Source organism: Vreelandella lutescens, assembly GCF_014640815.1.
Taxonomy (GTDB): domain Bacteria; phylum Pseudomonadota; class Gammaproteobacteria; order Pseudomonadales; family Halomonadaceae; genus Vreelandella; species Vreelandella lutescens.
This window is the reverse complement of sequence record NZ_BMHM01000003.1, coordinates 366763-383265: the sequence shown is the minus strand read 5'-3', so window position 1 is coordinate 383265 and position 16503 is coordinate 366763. Positions and strand designations below refer to the sequence as shown.

At 56.9% G+C, this 16503-nt stretch carries 12 protein-coding genes; 4 read left to right on the top strand and 8 right to left on the bottom strand.

The features are described from left to right. Positions 1-10 precede the first annotated feature (10 nt). A complete protein-coding gene (locus IEW65_RS09330) occupies positions 11-634 on the top strand; it encodes an RraA family protein (protein WP_188639205.1) in 624 nt (207 codons plus the stop codon). 53 nt (positions 635-687) lie between these two features. Here IEW65_RS09330 and IEW65_RS09325 read toward each other — a convergent pair whose 3' ends face one another. The 6 genes from IEW65_RS09325 to IEW65_RS09300 all read right to left on the bottom strand — a co-directional run bounded on the left by IEW65_RS09325 (position 688) and on the right by IEW65_RS09300 (position 10744). Then, entirely contained in the window at positions 688-2595 is a 1908-nt protein-coding gene (locus tag IEW65_RS09325; RefSeq protein WP_229755519.1) for an IucA/IucC family protein, read from the bottom strand. Between the two features lie 43 nt (positions 2596-2638). Beyond that, positions 2639-3412: an HpcH/HpaI aldolase family protein gene (locus IEW65_RS09320; RefSeq protein ID WP_188639203.1), complete on the bottom strand. Its 774-nt coding sequence runs from the start codon at positions 3410-3412 to the stop codon at positions 2639-2641. Continuing rightward, entirely contained in the window at positions 3406-5286 is a 1881-nt protein-coding gene (locus IEW65_RS09315; protein ID WP_188639202.1) for an IucA/IucC family protein, read from the bottom strand. Before IEW65_RS09315 ends, IEW65_RS09320 begins: the two co-directional genes overlap by 7 nt. A gap of 35 nt (positions 5287-5321) precedes the next feature. After that, the gene (locus tag IEW65_RS09310; RefSeq protein ID WP_188639201.1) at positions 5322-6590 is read right to left on the bottom strand and encodes a type III PLP-dependent enzyme; all 1269 of its coding nucleotides are present in this window, start codon (positions 6588-6590) and stop codon (positions 5322-5324) included. Next, entirely contained in the window at positions 6583-8400 is a 1818-nt protein-coding gene (locus IEW65_RS09305; RefSeq protein WP_188639200.1) for an IucA/IucC family protein, read from the bottom strand. The genes IEW65_RS09310 and IEW65_RS09305 overlap by 8 nt, the downstream gene beginning before the upstream one ends. A 217-nt stretch (positions 8401-8617) precedes the next feature. After that, the gene (locus IEW65_RS09300) at positions 8618-10744 is read right to left on the bottom strand and encodes a TonB-dependent receptor (protein ID WP_422822613.1); all 2127 of its coding nucleotides are present in this window, start codon (positions 10742-10744) and stop codon (positions 8618-8620) included. A 248-nt stretch (positions 10745-10992) separates the two neighbouring features. Between IEW65_RS09300 and IEW65_RS09295 the strand changes: the two genes are divergently transcribed. Next, positions 10993-11814, top strand: coding sequence for an ABC transporter ATP-binding protein (locus IEW65_RS09295; protein ID WP_188639198.1), 822 nt, complete (start codon positions 10993-10995; stop codon positions 11812-11814). Continuing rightward, positions 11811-12758, top strand: coding sequence for a sucrase ferredoxin (locus IEW65_RS09290; protein ID WP_188639197.1), 948 nt, complete (start codon positions 11811-11813; stop codon positions 12756-12758). Before IEW65_RS09295 ends, IEW65_RS09290 begins: the two co-directional genes overlap by 4 nt. Here the strand turns inward: IEW65_RS09290 and IEW65_RS09285 are convergent. Next, positions 12691-14043, bottom strand: coding sequence for a serine hydrolase domain-containing protein (locus IEW65_RS09285; RefSeq protein ID WP_188639196.1), 1353 nt, complete (start codon positions 14041-14043; stop codon positions 12691-12693). The two genes, IEW65_RS09290 and IEW65_RS09285, sit on opposite strands and share 68 nt — an antisense overlap. A 79-nt stretch (positions 14044-14122) precedes the next feature. Next, on the bottom strand, positions 14123-15160 hold the full coding sequence (locus tag IEW65_RS09280) for a diguanylate cyclase domain-containing protein (protein ID WP_188639195.1): 1038 nt from the start codon (positions 15158-15160) through the stop codon (positions 14123-14125). A 469-nt stretch (positions 15161-15629) separates the two neighbouring features. Here IEW65_RS09280 and IEW65_RS09275 point away from each other — a divergent pair, with 469 nt between their 5' ends. After that, positions 15630-16358: a Crp/Fnr family transcriptional regulator gene (locus IEW65_RS09275; protein WP_188639194.1), complete on the top strand. Its 729-nt coding sequence runs from the start codon at positions 15630-15632 to the stop codon at positions 16356-16358. Positions 16359-16503: the final 145 nt, after the last annotated feature.

The following is a 16503-nucleotide window of genomic DNA, read 5'->3' as shown; positions in this document are numbered from 1 at the left end:
GGAGAGTTCTATGTTTCATGTCCTGCCCCGTAAGGAGAGCATCACCCCCCAGCAGCGGCAGAGATTCGAGGACATTGCCACCTCGACACTCGGGCATTTTACCGATATCGGAGCCATCGCGACCCTTCTGCCTCTCAAGCGCCCTGTTCGGCTTTTAGGCACGGCCCTCACGGTGCGCATCCCCCATGTGGATGGCAGCATCATCCGTGAGGCGCTGACCATGGCACGCCCAGGCGACGTGCTGGTGATCGACGTCGGCAGCGATGTACAGCGTGCCTGTTGGGGAGAATTTCGCGCTTACGCCGCTCTACAAAAAAGCCTGGCGGGCGTGGTGACCAATGGGTCGGTCACCGACTGGGCCCATCTTTCTCAGCTAACGCTACCCACGTTTGCGCGGGGAACAAGCCCGTTAACCACCCGAGCACTCTCGCTAGAGGGCGAGATCAACACGCCCATCACGATCGAAGGGTGTGTCGTAGCCCCAGGGGATCTGATCATCGGAGATGACGATGGGCTCTTCGTTATACCTCCTCACCGTGCAGAGGCGCTTGCGAGTGCCGCAGAGAAAAAGCAGGCGCAGGAAGACGAGAAGCGGCGTGTGCTGCGAGCAAAACATCCCGCTTGGTTTTGCTAGTTCATCGCGTTGATTGAATAGCCGCCTAGTTGATCTACTAGGCGGCTTTTGCCTTAGTGTTCCATTACCGCTTCCTTATGGTGCCGCTGCTGGGAAACGTCGACTCGGCGAAGCGGATTACAGGTTGCGCTGGTGCCGAAGGGCATACTGCCTGGCCCTCCCGCTCGCTCGATGATCGGTGAAATCAGGCGTTTATAGGGCCACTGCTCCTGCTCGAACAACTGTTTCAGCAGCCTATCCCGGTCGTGTTGGTCAAAAGCAACCTCCTCCAGCTGGGCTCTCAACCGTATCGCCAGCGTCTCCCATAGAGTGTGCGCCGAGACTCCGTAGTAGCCTACCAGCGCGTCGATGATGGCGCGTAGATTGACTTGAATGGCAAGGGTTTGCAGCCAAAACAGCAGGGCTTCCAGGCTATCGTGGTAAAGGGTATTGGAGTGACCTTGCTTGATGCGGTAGCACGGATCCTGCATCCCATGCTGTTCCAGCCGCTCAACGCAGATACGCAGCGAGTCATGATCGCGTAACAGCACGCCGTGGCACCGGCCTGATTTAAAGACCATGACCGCATTCTGACCATGGACTTCTGCCAGCATCCCCAACCGAAACAGGCGTAGGTTGATCTCGAAGAATCGGTCGCACAGCTCGCCGAAGAGGGCTGTCACGGATGCCGCACTCGCAGGCCACTCACGCTCGGCTAACCAGTCATCGAACACATGATGCTCACCACCCGGTAATGGCGTTCCCAGCGTGGCCATGGGCACCAAACGCACGGTATCGTCTTCCAGTAACTCAGAGGGGTAGCTACGCACCATGGCCGACAGGTGACGAGGCGCTTCATCAAAGAGCGTTGCCCCTTGCGGCATATACGCCCACCACTTGCTTTCATCACATAGATAGAGGCCTTGCGCTAATCGAGCGTCGCGTGCCTTGGCCTGCTGCAGCAAGCGGGCACTGAGATCGCCATTGATCATTTTCACGGCCGGTAAATAGCGAGAAGCCCCCAGAGAGTAAATGGCCATGGGCAGTTTGAGAAAGTGCGGGCTGGCCGTGGTGGGCGCAAGCGACCGTAACGAGGAGGTGGCTAGCCAGGGTTCCGTGACGGTCGTGAGTGACACGCAGGCACCGGCTTCAAAGGCGTCTTGCAACCAACGGGGCAACGCATGCTCGTACTGCCACGGATGTACCGGAATGGCGGTATGCGTATGCGCTAGGCCTCGCTCGACCATCTCCTGCTCCAACATCCCAGCGCTGGTCTCGCTGGCGAGCCAGCGCACTGGCAGCGGCGTTTCTTCGTTGACACCGTCACCACTGAGCAAAGCGTTATTGTCGATGGCGACCCAACAGAGTTCGATAGGCCGATTGAACTCCGCCATATAGGCGTGATACTCCTGATTATTCAACCCCTGCTTGGCTTTCGCCGTGGGGTGATAAGGGCGATCCAACAGCGATGCCCACTGCTCCATCACGGCAAAATGATCAGCCGTGGCAAGCGTGGGCAAATCCGCCGTTCTTACCTGATGCTTCACCGAGCTGGTCGCTTGCCAAAGCGTATCGGAGAGCGCCTGCAAAAATACTTCCTGCCCCTGGGTTAGGGCTGCGTCATCCCCGCCTCCGTTAGCAAAGAGGTAATGCATGAAGGCCTCAGGTGACAAAGCGTGATGCTGACCTGCGGCATGGTCGACCAACACGACCGGCGTCTGCGGCACTTTCTCCCAAGCCTGCGTGATACCAGGCTGAAGCAGCATCGCGACATGCCAACCCGGCTTTGCTGGCCAGCGCCAAAGACGCTGCGCGGGATCACGGGTAAAACCACCAAACAAGCCAGTCAGTGCTTTCTCGTCGTCACCGACGATGCTCCACTGCGCATCGAGCCCCTCTAGCAAGCCTTCTACCAAGCACCCATCGACCAAACATTGCAGAATCTGCTGTTGCGCATAGTGCTGAGCATTAACGGATGTCATGTGCCTAAACTCCAAAACAGTATCAGTAACGTGAAAACATCGATCAGTGTGAGACGTCTTTAGCTTCGTGAAGGCTCTTTTGCAGAGCGCGAAACGCAATCCCTCGCTCATCTCCCAGCATGAAGGTGTGAACACCCCGTGCCTGCCATCGCGCTTTAGCTCGGGAGTGGCGGAGAAAGGCCCCGTAGGGGATACCAAATGCCTGAGCCGTCCGCTGAACATGCTCGAGCGACTGAACGACGTCTGGATGATCGGTTTGCCACGTCACCCCCAGGGACTGGGAAAGATCCGCTGCGCCTTCCAGCACCATATCCAAGCCAGGCACGGCACAAATCGCTTCTATCTGCTGCACACCTCGACAACTTTCAATCATGGCAATGACCATCGTTTCTTGGTTGGCTTGCCCCACGTACTCGACGAGAGAGGACTTACCAAATCCACCAGGGCGACCGGCGTTGAGGCTCCTTGCTCCTTCAGGCGCGTATTTACAGGCAGCAACCGCGTTTGCTAACGACGCTGCCGACTCCACATTGGGTAATACGATGCCTTGCGCACCGCCATCCAGCAGGCGCAGCAGCTGTTTGGGTTCCGTATCCGCCACTCGAACCAGCGGCGTCATCCCATAGCTTTCTGCGGTACGAATCATGTGTTCGACGGTTTCTGGGTTGATCAGAACGTGCTCGGTATCGATGACCACGTAGTCAAAGCCTGCTTCTCCAATCAACTCAATCGAGGCAGCGGTCGGCATGGAGGCCATTACGCCGAAGACTTCCTTACCCTCTAGCAGCGCACGCTTTAGCTGGTTCGTTCTCAACATGCGCGCTCTCCTTCAGGCGCAAAGGCGGCCAGCGGATTGGGCACCTTTTTGACCTGGGGCTGCTCGTCTCCAAAGAGACGGCGACGAGTGAGCGCCTCCACTTCCCACTCCGGAGTAAACACATCAAAACAGCGATAGCGCTTAGCGTGCTGGGGATGCTCGCGCTGATACTCTTTGACGACCTCTGCCGTCATGGCCCAAAAGTGAGCCTCCTCCAAGCCAAAGTGGCGCTTCAAAAAAATCGCCATGTCACCAAGCGCAATGAAGAAAAAGGCATCGCAGGAGTAGTCACGCACCGCCGCTAGATCATCGGTGACGATAAAGGAGTTGCGATTGAGTGCGGCATGACGCGGAGGGACCGGCTCAAGCTTAGGCGCCAGCTCGGGACGGGCGAGATGCGCCTTGCTAAAACGCACGCCGTCATGAAAATCTTTGAGGGCAACGCGCGTAGGCCAGCCATCACGATGGATGACGACGATATTTTGCCCGTGGGATTCCATCCCGATACCTTCCGCAAACAGCAGATGGATGATCGGTAGCGTCGTAACGTGAATCAGTTGGCGCGTCCACGCCGCTAGCCCGTAGCGCTCTACCCAAGGCGTGATAAATGGATCAGAGGGCTCCCCTTGCGACGTGCGGGTAAGCTGACTCAACCCGTTGAGCGGGGCAGCTTGCTCGCCCTCATGTAAATATTGGCGGATATTCTGTCGCCAAATGGCCCCGACCTTGCCATACACCTCTGCATAGCGCTTGGCAGCAAACGCGCGCTCATCCAAGGCCACGCCAGCAATCTCCCCTAACAGGACAAAGCCCGCAGAGGAAGCGGTATCATTCGTCTCGATCAGCCGCTGAAGCCACTGCGTGATGATGGGGCCGTTGGTGACGGTATGGCGCGCCAATATACGTGTGCTAGACGTATTCGTGATACTCATCGCCAGCTTGAGGTAGGGTCGATGGCTTGTTACCGGGGCCAGGGTACGTATCGACTGCTGAGGGGTATAAACCGTTTCGCCCTCCCCCAGGAAGGCAATATCGCCACTGGCAAGCTCGGGATAGAGCGCATCTACCAGAGCATTTTCCCACTGCCATGGATGCACGGGCATGAGCACGACCTCATCGCGCCGACGCTGCTGGCGTTCGAGATAGACCTCTAACCTCGCTAGCACCTCTGGCCCAGCCTCTTCCATGGCCCGGCCCAGGCAGGTTTCACCATCCACCGCACTTGCATGGGCTAACTGGTTGGGCACCGCTAGCCAAACAACGCGAAGCGGTTGAGCAAACTCGGGGCCGTAGCGCTGGTTATCCTGTAAGGAGAACCCCAGCCGTGACTTGTAGCAAGGGTGGTAACTATGGGCATCCGTGAAATAGCGCTCTAATGCATCCGCCTCCAGCGTTTGAGGCGATGCGATGTCACTCAGCGCAAACGCAGCCGACTGGGTGTCTTTGATGAGTGTCTGAATCAACTCGTTGACGAAGCCTGGCTGAATGGCTCCCTCCCCCAACGTCTCTTCGAGATCCGTAATGAAGCACTGCAAACTGATGGTGCCGGGTTGGTTCGGCGCGCCACTCACCGACAGCGTGGCATGGTCAAGACGAATCAGGTGGAAGCTGTGGCAAACCCAACCCTCAACGCAATAGCAGCGGCTACCTAGCGTGATTGAAAATCGTGAAGCCCCAACCCGCGTGGCGGCTGGGTTAGGCACGACGGCATAGCTCAGCACATCTTCATACAGCAGGGTTTGCAGCAACTGCCCAATGACACGCTGCTCAATACGCCGGTAGTGGCGCCAGCTATCCAAAGAAGAAAAAGGTGTGGAGACAACGGAGTTCTCGATGACCGCCCGCGTGGGCAGCCAAGATGCTTGTGACGTCATGGAGTACCTTCACAACATAGAGAAATGGATAACGATTAGCCTGAGTAACCTTCAGCCAACACGCGACGAAGCCCGGGGCGAGAATGCAGCGCTTCAGCAGTGTCCGTCACAAAGTGCTGAGATGGCCGGGGATGACACAGGAAGTCCGCATGGGAAATGTTGTAGCCATAGGCACCTGCCAAAGGCAGCACCAATAAGTCCCCCACCCTGACGCCACGCAGCTCTTGGTGTCGGCTCAATACATCTTTTGGGGTGCAAAGCTGCCCCACGACCGTCCAAGCGCGTTGTTCGCCATTGCTCGACTGCTCTGGGTCGCGGGGTAAGTGAATGACCGGATGGTCGTGCCCCTGCGCCACAGGCAAGCGGAACTGATGCGTTCCCCCTCGACAGACTAAAAACCCTTCACCATGGCTGACTTTGGTATCCAACACTTCCATGACGTAGTAGCCACAAAAGGCAGAAAGATAGCGCCCAATCTCGAAACGAACGCGTGGCGGTTCGGAAAGGTTGTCGAGCTGTTGCCCGAAGGCGTAGCAGAGACTAGCCCAGTCGAACTGGTGGGAAGGCTGGCGATAATTCACCCCAATGCCGCCTCCCACGTTGAGCTGAGTCAGTTGCTCGGGGTAACGGGCCAGCGCTCGCCACGATGGCCAACGCTCCAGGTAGAACGCGAGTAACTGTTGATGGCGCTGCTCGCTTGTTTGATGCGACATGGCATGCACATGAAAGCCGCAGAGCTTTAGGTTTGGCGCGTTATCCACGGCACTGACGGCCTGGGGGAGCTGTGCTTCATCGATACCAAACGGTGTCGCCGTGCCAGCCATGCGCAAACGACTGGAAAACGATTCAGGTAACCAAGGGTTGATACGCAAAAGAACGGGCTGCGTACGCCCCAACGCTGCAGCGATGGACTGCAAACGCGCAATTTCTCCGAGACTTTCGACATGAAACGCCTCCACGCCCCGCTCGATGGCACTACGCATGTCCGCATCTAGCTTGCCAGGCCCCGATAACACCCATGGCCGTGGCGTGGCACTTCGGCACGCGCGCTCGATTTCTCCACCGGAAGATAACTCTAGGCCATCTACGATAGGGGCCAAGGTATCGATGATGGCAGGCTCGCTGTTCGCCTTGATGGCGTAGTACAGCTCCACTCCCGGTGGCAGCGCCGCTTTCATGGCGTTAGCGTGGGCGGCCAAGGCAGGCAGGTCGTAGAAAAAGGCGACCATGGGGTCGCTACACTGTTGGCGGTATCGCTCTATTGCTGAAAGGATCGAAAGTGGCAACTCATTTGGTTCAGCCATAGGCTACCTCCCGCCCCATAACCCGAGGAACGTGCCAAGGGTTGGGCAACGACACATAGTGCGCCTGGCGGTCTGCCTGAGCCATGAGCCGTAATTTGAAGTTGGTCTTGCAGGGCAGCGCGCCGCCTTGTAACAGCGCATCGAGCTCTGGCGCGGCCACCTCCAGCTTATTACGCACACGCTGCAACTCCGTCGACGTGTCTTGCCATAACGCATCCGCCAACGCTGGTCGTTGCCAGCTCAGCGCGAGAATAGCCTCCGCAATGTGGTTGACGAACAGGCAGTAGGCAATTCGGTTCCAACCTTGCTCCCGGCTATAGATCATGGATGCTTCGACGCGAGGGTGAAGGACTTCACCCGCCAACCATGCGGTGCCCTTATCACGGGTCAACTTGACCCCCTCGAAGTCACGTAACAGCATTTTCTGGGGCGTTCCCGCCTCATGAATCAAGACGCAGTTTTGTAAGTGCGGCTCCATGACGATCCCGTGCCGGAAGAAAAGCCCCAGCACCGGTGCCAGCAGCGTCCGCAAATACGCCTGAAACCAAGCTCTCACCTGATTCTGTTCAGGCAAGGTGCTGGTACTGCGCGAGCCTTCATACCCCTGTGAAATGAAGGAGAGCACCATAGGCACCAGCGTCGTATCACGCGCAAATAGCGTGCCCGTGAGTAAGCAATCTTGAGGAGAGAACCGTCGACAAAAGTTTTCTCGCAAGATGATGCCTGTTTGTTCGCGGAACCAACGCTGCTGCTCCTCGCTGCCCTCGTTAGGCGTCCAATGCACCGTGGCGGGTTCCTCGGCAACGAGTAACGTCGCCAGGGAAGGGTCTTCCAAGCGACCCAGTTGATGCATGATGCGATCAATCACCAGCGTGCTTTCCAGCTCGTACCACGCGTTTTTACGCACGCAGTTGGTGATGCGCACATTGAGCGATCCTTTGATGAACCAGGGATGCCCTTCGATATACCACGTGCGCATGGAGGCCGTTGGCACTGCGCTAAAACCACTTTGACCAAGATCCCTGATCACGTTGCGCTGAAGCAGCTCTCTGGCGGCAGGCGCTTTCTTAAACATGGCCGCTTGCACCGGATGCATGCTCAGCACGACGCGTTCATCACTCTCGGCGGCCGCTTGGTCTGCCACGTAGGAAAGTACGTCCTCTTCTTCAACGCGGTTGGCCTGAACGCGTAACCCGTCTGCGGGAAAGGAGAACTGATAGAGCGAGGTGGCGATGCCACACTCCGGGGCGTAAGAAGGAGTGCCATCAGCCAAGCATTCATCAGGCCACTGGCGCGCTTTAGGCGTGGGGTGATTCGGATGACCAAACCACAACCCTTGTTCGCTGCTAGGATAGTCGGCTAAGGGCTGTCGGTTAGGCAGCTCGGCAGCATGCGTGACAATCTCTGCCATCACTTGACGACTTTGACGAACCTGCTGCGCCAGCTCCTGATTAATAGCGGTATCGGCACTGGGCAGATGCTTGAGCAGACCGCTAATAAGCGTCTCGGCATCAGCGGCTGTCCACTCAGGATCGTCTTTGGCCTTTAGGTAAACATCGGAAAGATAATACTGGCTACCTATCGTCGACTGGCGGTCTACCATTACCCATAAGTCCAGCGACGTTGACCACTTGATCTGAAGGGGAATACCCGACAACTCCTCAGGCAACCCGCGACGATGGCTCGGCCATTGAAACGCTAACGTTCGTTCAGGTATGGCGACTTCTTTGATAATACAATTGAGTAACGCATGCACTGAGGCACACTGACTAATATCGCTCGCTGAGCGATGATCCTGTGCGTAGCTCATATAGCCTCCGCAGAATGTCATCCTTTTTAAAGGTTTACTTACCCATCGATAGGTAAACCCACGCATCCATGGCTAGTCACATCGCGCGGTTTTTGTTGTGTTACTGCTTGAACGAAACGCCCTCCTCCGGCACGTTCAGTTGGTTGTCGGTTAGCCACTCCTTCCTTCGAAGGAGTGGCCATGCGTTAGACAGCACTAGAAACAAGACGCCTGAGCCTTAAAAATCCAGCTGATACCCCACCGTGAACGTGCGCCCACGGCCGGTGAAGTAGTACTCATCGCTGATGCGAGCGGCTTGAGAGTAGTAAGTGAGGTAGTCTTCGTCGGTCAGGTTCTCGATACCCAGCGATAGCTGCCCCGTAGGGAGCTGGTAGGCCAGCGAGGCGTCCACCAAACCGTAGCCATCAAAGTCGAGCGCCGGGTTATCGACGCTGCGGTCGAAGTAATAGCTGCCCTGTAGGCGCGTCGAGAGACGGTCGTTCCACACGGCGCTCCAGCCCAGCTTGAGCGTATCGGGCGCGATGTTGATACCGGTGAGCTTGGTATCCACGCTGCCATCGCCGTCTTGGTCTGACTTGCCTTGGGTATGGGCGTAGGAGAGCGACAGATCATGGTGGTCATTGACCTGCATGTTGCCGGTCACTTCCACCCCTTGGATTTCAGTTTTTTCCCGGCTGCCCACCCACGTGCCGTTTTGCTCGGCCAAGCGCTGGCCAAAGTCAGAGTTCGACTCGTAGTAGCTTACTTCCAGGCCGTATCGCTCCCAGTCGAAACGCGCGCCAATTTCACGGTTATCGGTCACGATGGGCTGCAGTTGAAGCAGCGTATCCACATCCTGGCCCGGTTCGCCGATGCCACGCAGCACGCGGCCGACATCGGGCATGCCGAAACCTTCGGAGTAGCTGGCGTACAGCTGGGCCCAGTCGGTGGCTTGAAAGGTTAAACCCACGTTATAGAGCGTTTCGTCAAAACTGGGGTTGCCACCGCCAACGGCCACGTCGTCCTGGGTCACGTTGTTACGGTCAATCGTCTGGTAAGCATCCACTTCTAGCTCTGCATGCTCATGGCGAACGCCAGCATGCAGCGTCAGTGGGTCGGCGATTTTGAACTGCCCCTGCAAGAACGGCGCAATGTTGCTGTAGCGGCTTTCCGGCACGTAGGTGCGCCCGGTCTCTACCAGCATTTGGCGGGTTTCATCTTCGAGGATGTCTAACCCCACCGTCACCCCGAGCCGGTCATCCAGCATGCCCTGGCGGTTCAGGGTGAACTTGGCGCCCTGCTTATCCGATTCGTTACGGGTTTGGTCGAACTGGGTATTGCCGTTGCCATCTAGGTAAGGGAAGAACGGCGTGGTGGCAAAGCGCGCCCGGAAGCGCTGGCGATACACTTGGGCATCGACCGCATTGCCGTACCAATCGGCATGGGAGTACGCCAAGCGGGCGGTGGTGACCTCATTAAAGCCCGGCGCTCCATCGGGTGTGCCACGTTCGGCGCTGGTAGGGATCCCCGCCTCGCGGTCGCCCACCACGGGCACGTAATTGTCGCCCTCTTCCAGATCAAAATGATTGAGCGACACCTCGATATTCTGGTTGTCGTCGATCCAATAGCCTAACTTGCCGAACAGGTCGTAACTTTCAGAGTTTTGCAGCTCGCCGGGGTAGGCAATACCCACGCGACGGTCGCCGCCATCGTAAAATACGCCCCGCTCTTGGCGCGTGGCAGCGGCTACAAAATCCCAATCGCCCTGCTGGCCGCTAATGCGATAGTTGAGCTTGTTGCCCAAGCCTTCTGAGTGCAGGTCGTCGTCAACAGTGAAGCTAATGCCCGCGCTTTGACTAATACCGCCCCCTTCGGCCCGGCGGGTAACGAAGTTGATCAAACCGCCGGTGGCCCCCAAACCATGCTCAGCGCTGGCCCCGTGAATCACTTCAATCCGCTCGACCATAGAAAGGTCGATGGTGTAGCTATCGCGAGAGCTGTCGCGCAGCGGATTGGACTGAGGCACGCCATCAATCAGGAAAAGCGCATCGCGCCCACGCATCGTTTCGCCCGCATTGGAAAGCTTTTGTCGGCTAGGCGAATAGGAGGGAATCAAGTTGCTCAAGACCTGGCCAGGGTCGTCGGTAATGGCCAGTTGCTGTTCGATCTGCTCACGGGTAATCACTGTCACCCGCTGCGGCGTTTGCCCCTCTTCGCTGCGGCTACGCGTCGCCGTCACGACCACCGTAGGCGATGACTCGCTGAGCGACTGCCCCACCTCAGCTGCCTCTTGCTGGGCATTAGCCTGAGTGGCTGCCACTAAACTTGCTAACGTCACCGTTGGCCAGAAAGCGGCTTTTTTCATCTGTGTCATGCTGACTCCCCTGCGTGATGTGAATGCCCCTTGGTATTAGCTATCGCTTAAATGCTAACGCGCATCTAAATGATAATGATTATATTATGCATAAATGAGCGAGGAGGTCTATCGCTTCGAACGAACGGTTCGAACTAACGAAATGACCGGAAATGAGGTGGCAGCAAGAACAATGTTGAAAATGAGAATATTTTATCTTAGGGTGCTGACTGCCTTTATCGCGTGACTGAGCCTGCCTTATGCCCGCCTATTCCCACCCTGCATCACGACTCACCGCTGACGCCCTGAAAGCTGGCTACGACGCCAAGCGCATTTTGCAAGGGGTGGATATTGCTGTAGCGGAAGGCCAACTCACGGTGCTGCTGGGGCCCAATGGCAGCGGTAAATCGACCCTGCTAAAAACCCTGGCGCGAACGCTGACGCCTAGCGGCGGGCATGTCTATCTCGATGGCAAGGACATTCATCGTAGCAACACCCGGGAGGTCGCCCAGCGGCTAGGGATCTTGCCTCAAGGTCCCATCGCCCCCGAGGGGCTAAGCGTAAAACAGCTGGTGGGCATGGGGCGCTTCCCCCATCAAGGGTTTTGGAAAAAAGACCCACAACAGGATGCCGCCGCCATCGCGGAAGCCATGGCCTATATGCACATCACTGAGTTTGCCGACCGGGATGTGGAAGCACTCTCCGGTGGCCAGCGCCAGCGCTGTTGGATCGCGATGGTGCTCGCCCAACAGACCGATTTAATTTTGCTGGATGAACCGACCACTTTTTTAGACTTGAAGGTGCAAGTAGACCTGCTGGCGCTGCTTTCTCGTCTGGCCCACGACCATGGCCGCACGCTGCTATTAGTACTGCACGACTTAAACCTAGCCGCCGCCTACGCCGACCATCTAGTGATGATGCGTGACGGCCAGATCGTCACCAGCGGCGCGCCAAACGATGTGTTCACCGCGGCCAATCTGAAACGCGTCTTCGACCTGGATGCTCATATTCTGCGCGACCCCGCTAGCGGCAGCCCAGTGTGCGTGCCCTCTACGTCGGCGAGGTTAAAAGTGGCCCAATGAACCATACCTTCTGCGCTGAGTTAAGCCGCGAACAGCACGACCCGCTCGCCGGTAGCGCCGCCCATGCCGAGCGCAACTTACTGCTCAGCTGGCCGCGCTCAAAGTGGCTGCGCAAACTGCGCCATGCCAGCGATATGAGCGATTCATTAAAGCAAACGCTGGATACGCTGGCCGACGATGGCCTGCGCATCAACCTGATCCAACAGCCGGGCATGGAAAAATACCAGCATCAGCTTTTTCTGATGCCGGAGCGGCGGCGTTTTCGGGTGGCACGAGGGGAGTTAGAGGCATTTTTCACCGCCTTTCAAAGCGGTAGCAATCTTAGCCAGTGGGAGCAGCCACCGTTGCTCAACGACTTGGTCCTCTGCTGCACCCACGGCACCAAAGATAAGTGCTGTGCCAAGTACGGTTATAAAACGTTCAAAGCGCTAGCCAGCACGGTGGCAGAGCACCCGCTGCCGTTCGAGGTATGGGAGAGCAGCCATCTAGGCGGCTGCCGACTCGCCGCCAGCGTGATCATACTGCCCAATGTGCGCAAATATGGTCGCATTACGCCCGAACAAGCGTTGCCCTTTTTACAGGCTGAAGCCCACCAGCAACGATACTTACCCGGCTATCGTGGCGGCTCGCAATTAACCCCCGCGCAGCAAAGCGCTGAAATCGCTGCGTTAACACACCTCAGCACAGATACCGGACAGCCAACGCTGACCCTAATCAGTGATCACGGCGACGACGAAACGCGGGAGATACGCTGGCAGTGGCAGCTCGGCCACGAGCAGGGAGAACTGACCGTGCACTGCCAAGCCACCACCCTATGGCGTGTGGATACCTGTGCAGACCTAGAGCAAGGCCCTACCGAAAGCACCGTATGGCAGGCTAAGGTGAGTTGGGGGTACGCTCCATCAAGTACTCCGCCACCGCCTGATAAGCAGGCAATGAGGTAGGATCGTTGGCCGCGTTACCCGCCACCGGATGCGAGGCAAACCGCACGATCACCATCTCAGCGGTGGGGTCGATATAAATCGTTTGGCCATGCACACCCCGGGCAGCGAACGCCCCGTGTTCATTGTGCAGTGACCACCACATGCCGCGATAACTGCCACCTGGCAGAGTTGAGTAGCCCGCTTGTGCGAACGCTTCCCGGTCTCCCCCCTGGCGGATACGTTGCACTGCCGCCGCCGGGAAAAGTGACTGGCCGTTGTGCTCCCCCTCGTCCAAGACGAGCTGCCCCACTCTGGCCAAATCGCGCAGCCCTGCACTCAGGCCGCCGCCCGCGAACGGCGTACCAATCGAGTCCACCGTAAAGTAGGCATCTTGCTCCATGCCCAACCGCTGCCAGAGCCGGGACGAGAGTAGCGATGCCACGGACTCGCCGGTGGTACGCGCTATCACCCAGCCCAGGGCGTCGGTATTGATCGTCTTATAACCAAATACCTGGCCGTGCTCCCCTTCTGGCTGAACCGTTGCCAAATATTCGTAATAGGTGCGTGGGCCGTTGTACTCATCTGGTTTCGGTAACGGACTTGCCGCCGCGTTGTAGGCCCAAATTTCAGCGTCTGGGTCGCTGTAATCTTCGCTAAACGCCAGCCCGGTCGTCATTTCCAGCAGTTGCTGCACCGTGGCATTTCCAAAAGCGCTGTTAGCAAGTTCGGGCACTATTTCTCTCACCAGAGCCTGCTCATCGAGCACGCCCTCTGCGACCAGAATCTCGCCCAGCAGGCCGGTCATCGATTTGGTGACGGACATTGCTCCATGTTGACCGAGCTCGTCCAAACACCCGGCATAGTGCTCATACACCACGTGCCCTTGATGCAAAATCAGCAGGCCATCGGTGTAGTTCTCACTCAGCGACGCCGCCCAGGTCATCGGCGTTTCGCTACCAAGCGGGTAAAACGTAACGGCATCGATCCCATCGTCCAGGGCATAAGTGAGAGATAAGGAAGCCGCTAGCCCCCGGCTCACCTGCTTGGTAGGCAGTAATTCCCGAAAATGACACACCGTCCAGCGCATCTTCGGAAAGCTAAAGTAGTCGGCATCGGGTTGGCCAATGATGCGCTCGGCAGGGGGTGGAAACCCCTGCATCCAACCCAAGCGCACCGGGTCAGAAGCGTCAGCCGTTAACGGCTGGCTGTTGGAAGCCTGCGCTGTCAAAGGGAAGGTGCAGCACAGCAATAGCGCCGCTACGGTGACTGGCTGGGTACATCGTAAGGAATTAGGGCAGCACGGCATGACTCACTCCTTGGCAGTCAATACGACACAGGCAACTACATGCCCTGTAGTCTAGCGAAGCCCCTAGCGTTAACCGTGTTTAATTTGATCGAGGTGTACAAATCATGCCCACCAGTGGCGAAATACTGCCTTGAAACACTTGGTACTGGTTACGGCCACTTCGCTTAGCGTGATACATGGCGGCATCGGCGTTATTGAGTAACTCGTGTTCGTTACTGGCATGATCGGGATACAGACTGACCCCAATGCTGGCACTGATACAGCGCTCAACGTGCCCCATTAGGCAAGGTTTGGCTAACGTGGTAAGAATTTTTTCCGCAATCCTCACAGCATCCTGCGTGTGCTCAATTTCACTGAGCAAAATAACGAACTCATCGCCCCCTTGACGGCACACCGTATCCGTCACACGGATACACTCGCTCAAACGCTCTGCCACCGCCTGTAGCAAACGATCACCCAAGGCGTGGCCCAGGGAGTCGTTGATGCACTTGAAATTGTCGATATCCAGATACAGCAGCGCCACTTGATGACGATGGCGTTTCGCCAAACCGATGGCGCGGGAAAGACGCTCGGCAAACAGAAAACGATTGGGAAGAGACGTTAGCGCATCGTACTGCGCTTGGTAGGCAAACTGCGCAGAACGCGTTAGCGACTGGCAGGCATCGTGAAATACGACCACCGCGCCCACCGTAAACCCTTGATGGTTATGGATAGGAGCCGCCGAATCTTCGATTTCTAGCTGGCTGCCATCTTGACGAATCAACAGACAGTTCATGGCCAAACCGACGGTGCGATTCTCCGTCATGGCACGCCGTGCTGGGTTCGTCGCCGTGTGAAAGGTTTGGTTATTGACGAGTTTTAGGATGTGCTCCACGGGCTTTCCCAGCGCGTCGCGGCTGGCCCAACCGGTAAGCTCCTCTGCCACCCGGTTCAGGTAAGTCACTCGGCCCTGCACATCAGTGGTTAAAACAGCATCGCCGATCGAGTTCAGCGTTACCTGTGCCCACTCTCTTTCAGCCTGCAGGGCGGCCTCGGCACCACGCAACCGCTCGTCGGCACTCTGCTCCCCCTCCCCTTCGGAACGCCCATTGTTGCTCTGGCAATCACCGTACAGCATGACATCGTTCTCCATGTGTAATCTGATCCGGGATGCATATTTTTATTGTGAGTGTGGTTCAGCAGCGCAGCCATGTTGATAAAAAAGTGTCGATCAAAAAAGTGGCGCCGCGCTCCCTGCAGCGCACAGTGCAACATCCTGTTCAGGCATCTCCGTTGCCTCACTGAAGCAACCTTAGACGCCCCTGACAGTATTGACTGTGCGTTAGCGAACATGGCAACAAAATGTGGGTAATGTTTGTTATTTGTCGCGATCTTTTACCACTTTGGACAGCGTACTCTTTCATGAATCCACTACCTTATGTGCGATAGCGTACAGAGTTTTTCACCGCGCGCCCTATACTTAAGAACGGTACGTCTGGCGACGGACGACATACAAAGTGGCCGATTAAAAAACACTTAAAAAAGCGCCTCACATCGTTCAATTTCACCAGACGCTGCGCGAAAGCTAGGAATAAGGGAGATATTCAATGCTTCAAACGCGTCACTTTCAGCAAAATGCCTTGCTTGGCCTACTGCCTGAAAAAGAGCTCGAACACCTGTTGCCACATCTTGAGGAAGTATCGCTGACCCTGGGCCAATCGCTGTCTGAATCTGGCCGACACATGAGCCACGTCTACTTTCCGTTAGACGCTATCGTGTCGCTTCTGTGCGTCATGGAGAACGGCGACTCAACAGAAATTGCCGTGGTAGGCCATGAAGGCCTGGTGGGCGTTTCTCAGTTTATGGGGGGAGAAACTACGTTAACTAGCGCCATCGTGCAAAGCGCTGGGCAAGCCTATCGCCTCAAAAGCCACCTGCTCAAGCGTGAGTTCGACAGAGCAGGCACCATGCAACGCTTACTGCTGCGCTATACCCAAGCATTACTCACACAGATGGCGCAAACGGCCGTGTGCAACCGCCACCATAGTCTGGATCAACAGCTGTGTCGGTGGCTACTCCTCAGCCTAGACCGGCTGCCCGGCAATGAGCTGATTATGACGCAAGAGCTGATTGCCAACATGTTAGGCGTGCGCCGCGAAGGGGTAACGGAATCTGCCGGAAAACTGCAAAAGGCGGGGCTGATCTCCTACAACCGAGGCCACATTACGGTGCTGGATAGGCAAGGGTTAGAAGACCGCGTCTGTGAGTGTTACGCGGGGGTCAAAAACGAATACGACCGACTGCTGAAATATCCAGCCGTGACGGTGGCGTGCTAACCCCTCCATAGATCCCTAAGTGCTCTAAGATAAGCGCGAGTTGTGTACGCTAGCGTGCCGACGGGTGATTTACCAAATGGTAATATGCCGATGGGCCATCCATCACTGGAACCCCATCTGCAGCCGACATCAAAATGAGAACCAC

Bases quoted from the DNA above. Each gene is read 5' to 3' on its own strand.
- IEW65_RS09330 (WP_188639205.1), top strand. From the start codon at position 11: ATGTTTCATGTCCTGCCCCGTAAGGAGAGCATCACCCCCCAGCAGCGG.
- IEW65_RS09325 (WP_229755519.1), bottom strand. From the start codon at position 2,595: ATGACATCCGTTAATGCTCAGCACTATGCGCAACAGCAGATTCTGCAA.
- IEW65_RS09320 (WP_188639203.1), bottom strand. From the start codon at position 3,412: ATGTTGAGAACGAACCAGCTAAAGCGTGCGCTGCTAGAGGGTAAGGAA.
- IEW65_RS09315 (WP_188639202.1), bottom strand. From the start codon at position 5,286: ATGACGTCACAAGCATCTTGGCTGCCCACGCGGGCGGTCATCGAGAAC.
- IEW65_RS09310 (WP_188639201.1), bottom strand. From the start codon at position 6,590: ATGGCTGAACCAAATGAGTTGCCACTTTCGATCCTTTCAGCAATAGAG.
- IEW65_RS09305 (WP_188639200.1), bottom strand. From the start codon at position 8,400: ATGAGCTACGCACAGGATCATCGCTCAGCGAGCGATATTAGTCAGTGT.
- IEW65_RS09300 (WP_422822613.1), bottom strand. From the start codon at position 10,744: ATGAAAAAAGCCGCTTTCTGGCCAACGGTGACGTTAGCAAGTTTAGTG.
- IEW65_RS09295 (WP_188639198.1), top strand. From the start codon at position 10,993: ATGCCCGCCTATTCCCACCCTGCATCACGACTCACCGCTGACGCCCTG.
- IEW65_RS09290 (WP_188639197.1), top strand. From the start codon at position 11,811: ATGAACCATACCTTCTGCGCTGAGTTAAGCCGCGAACAGCACGACCCG.
- IEW65_RS09285 (WP_188639196.1), bottom strand. From the start codon at position 14,043: ATGCCGTGCTGCCCTAATTCCTTACGATGTACCCAGCCAGTCACCGTA.
- IEW65_RS09280 (WP_188639195.1), bottom strand. From the start codon at position 15,160: ATGCTGTACGGTGATTGCCAGAGCAACAATGGGCGTTCCGAAGGGGAG.
- IEW65_RS09275 (WP_188639194.1), top strand. From the start codon at position 15,630: ATGCTTCAAACGCGTCACTTTCAGCAAAATGCCTTGCTTGGCCTACTG.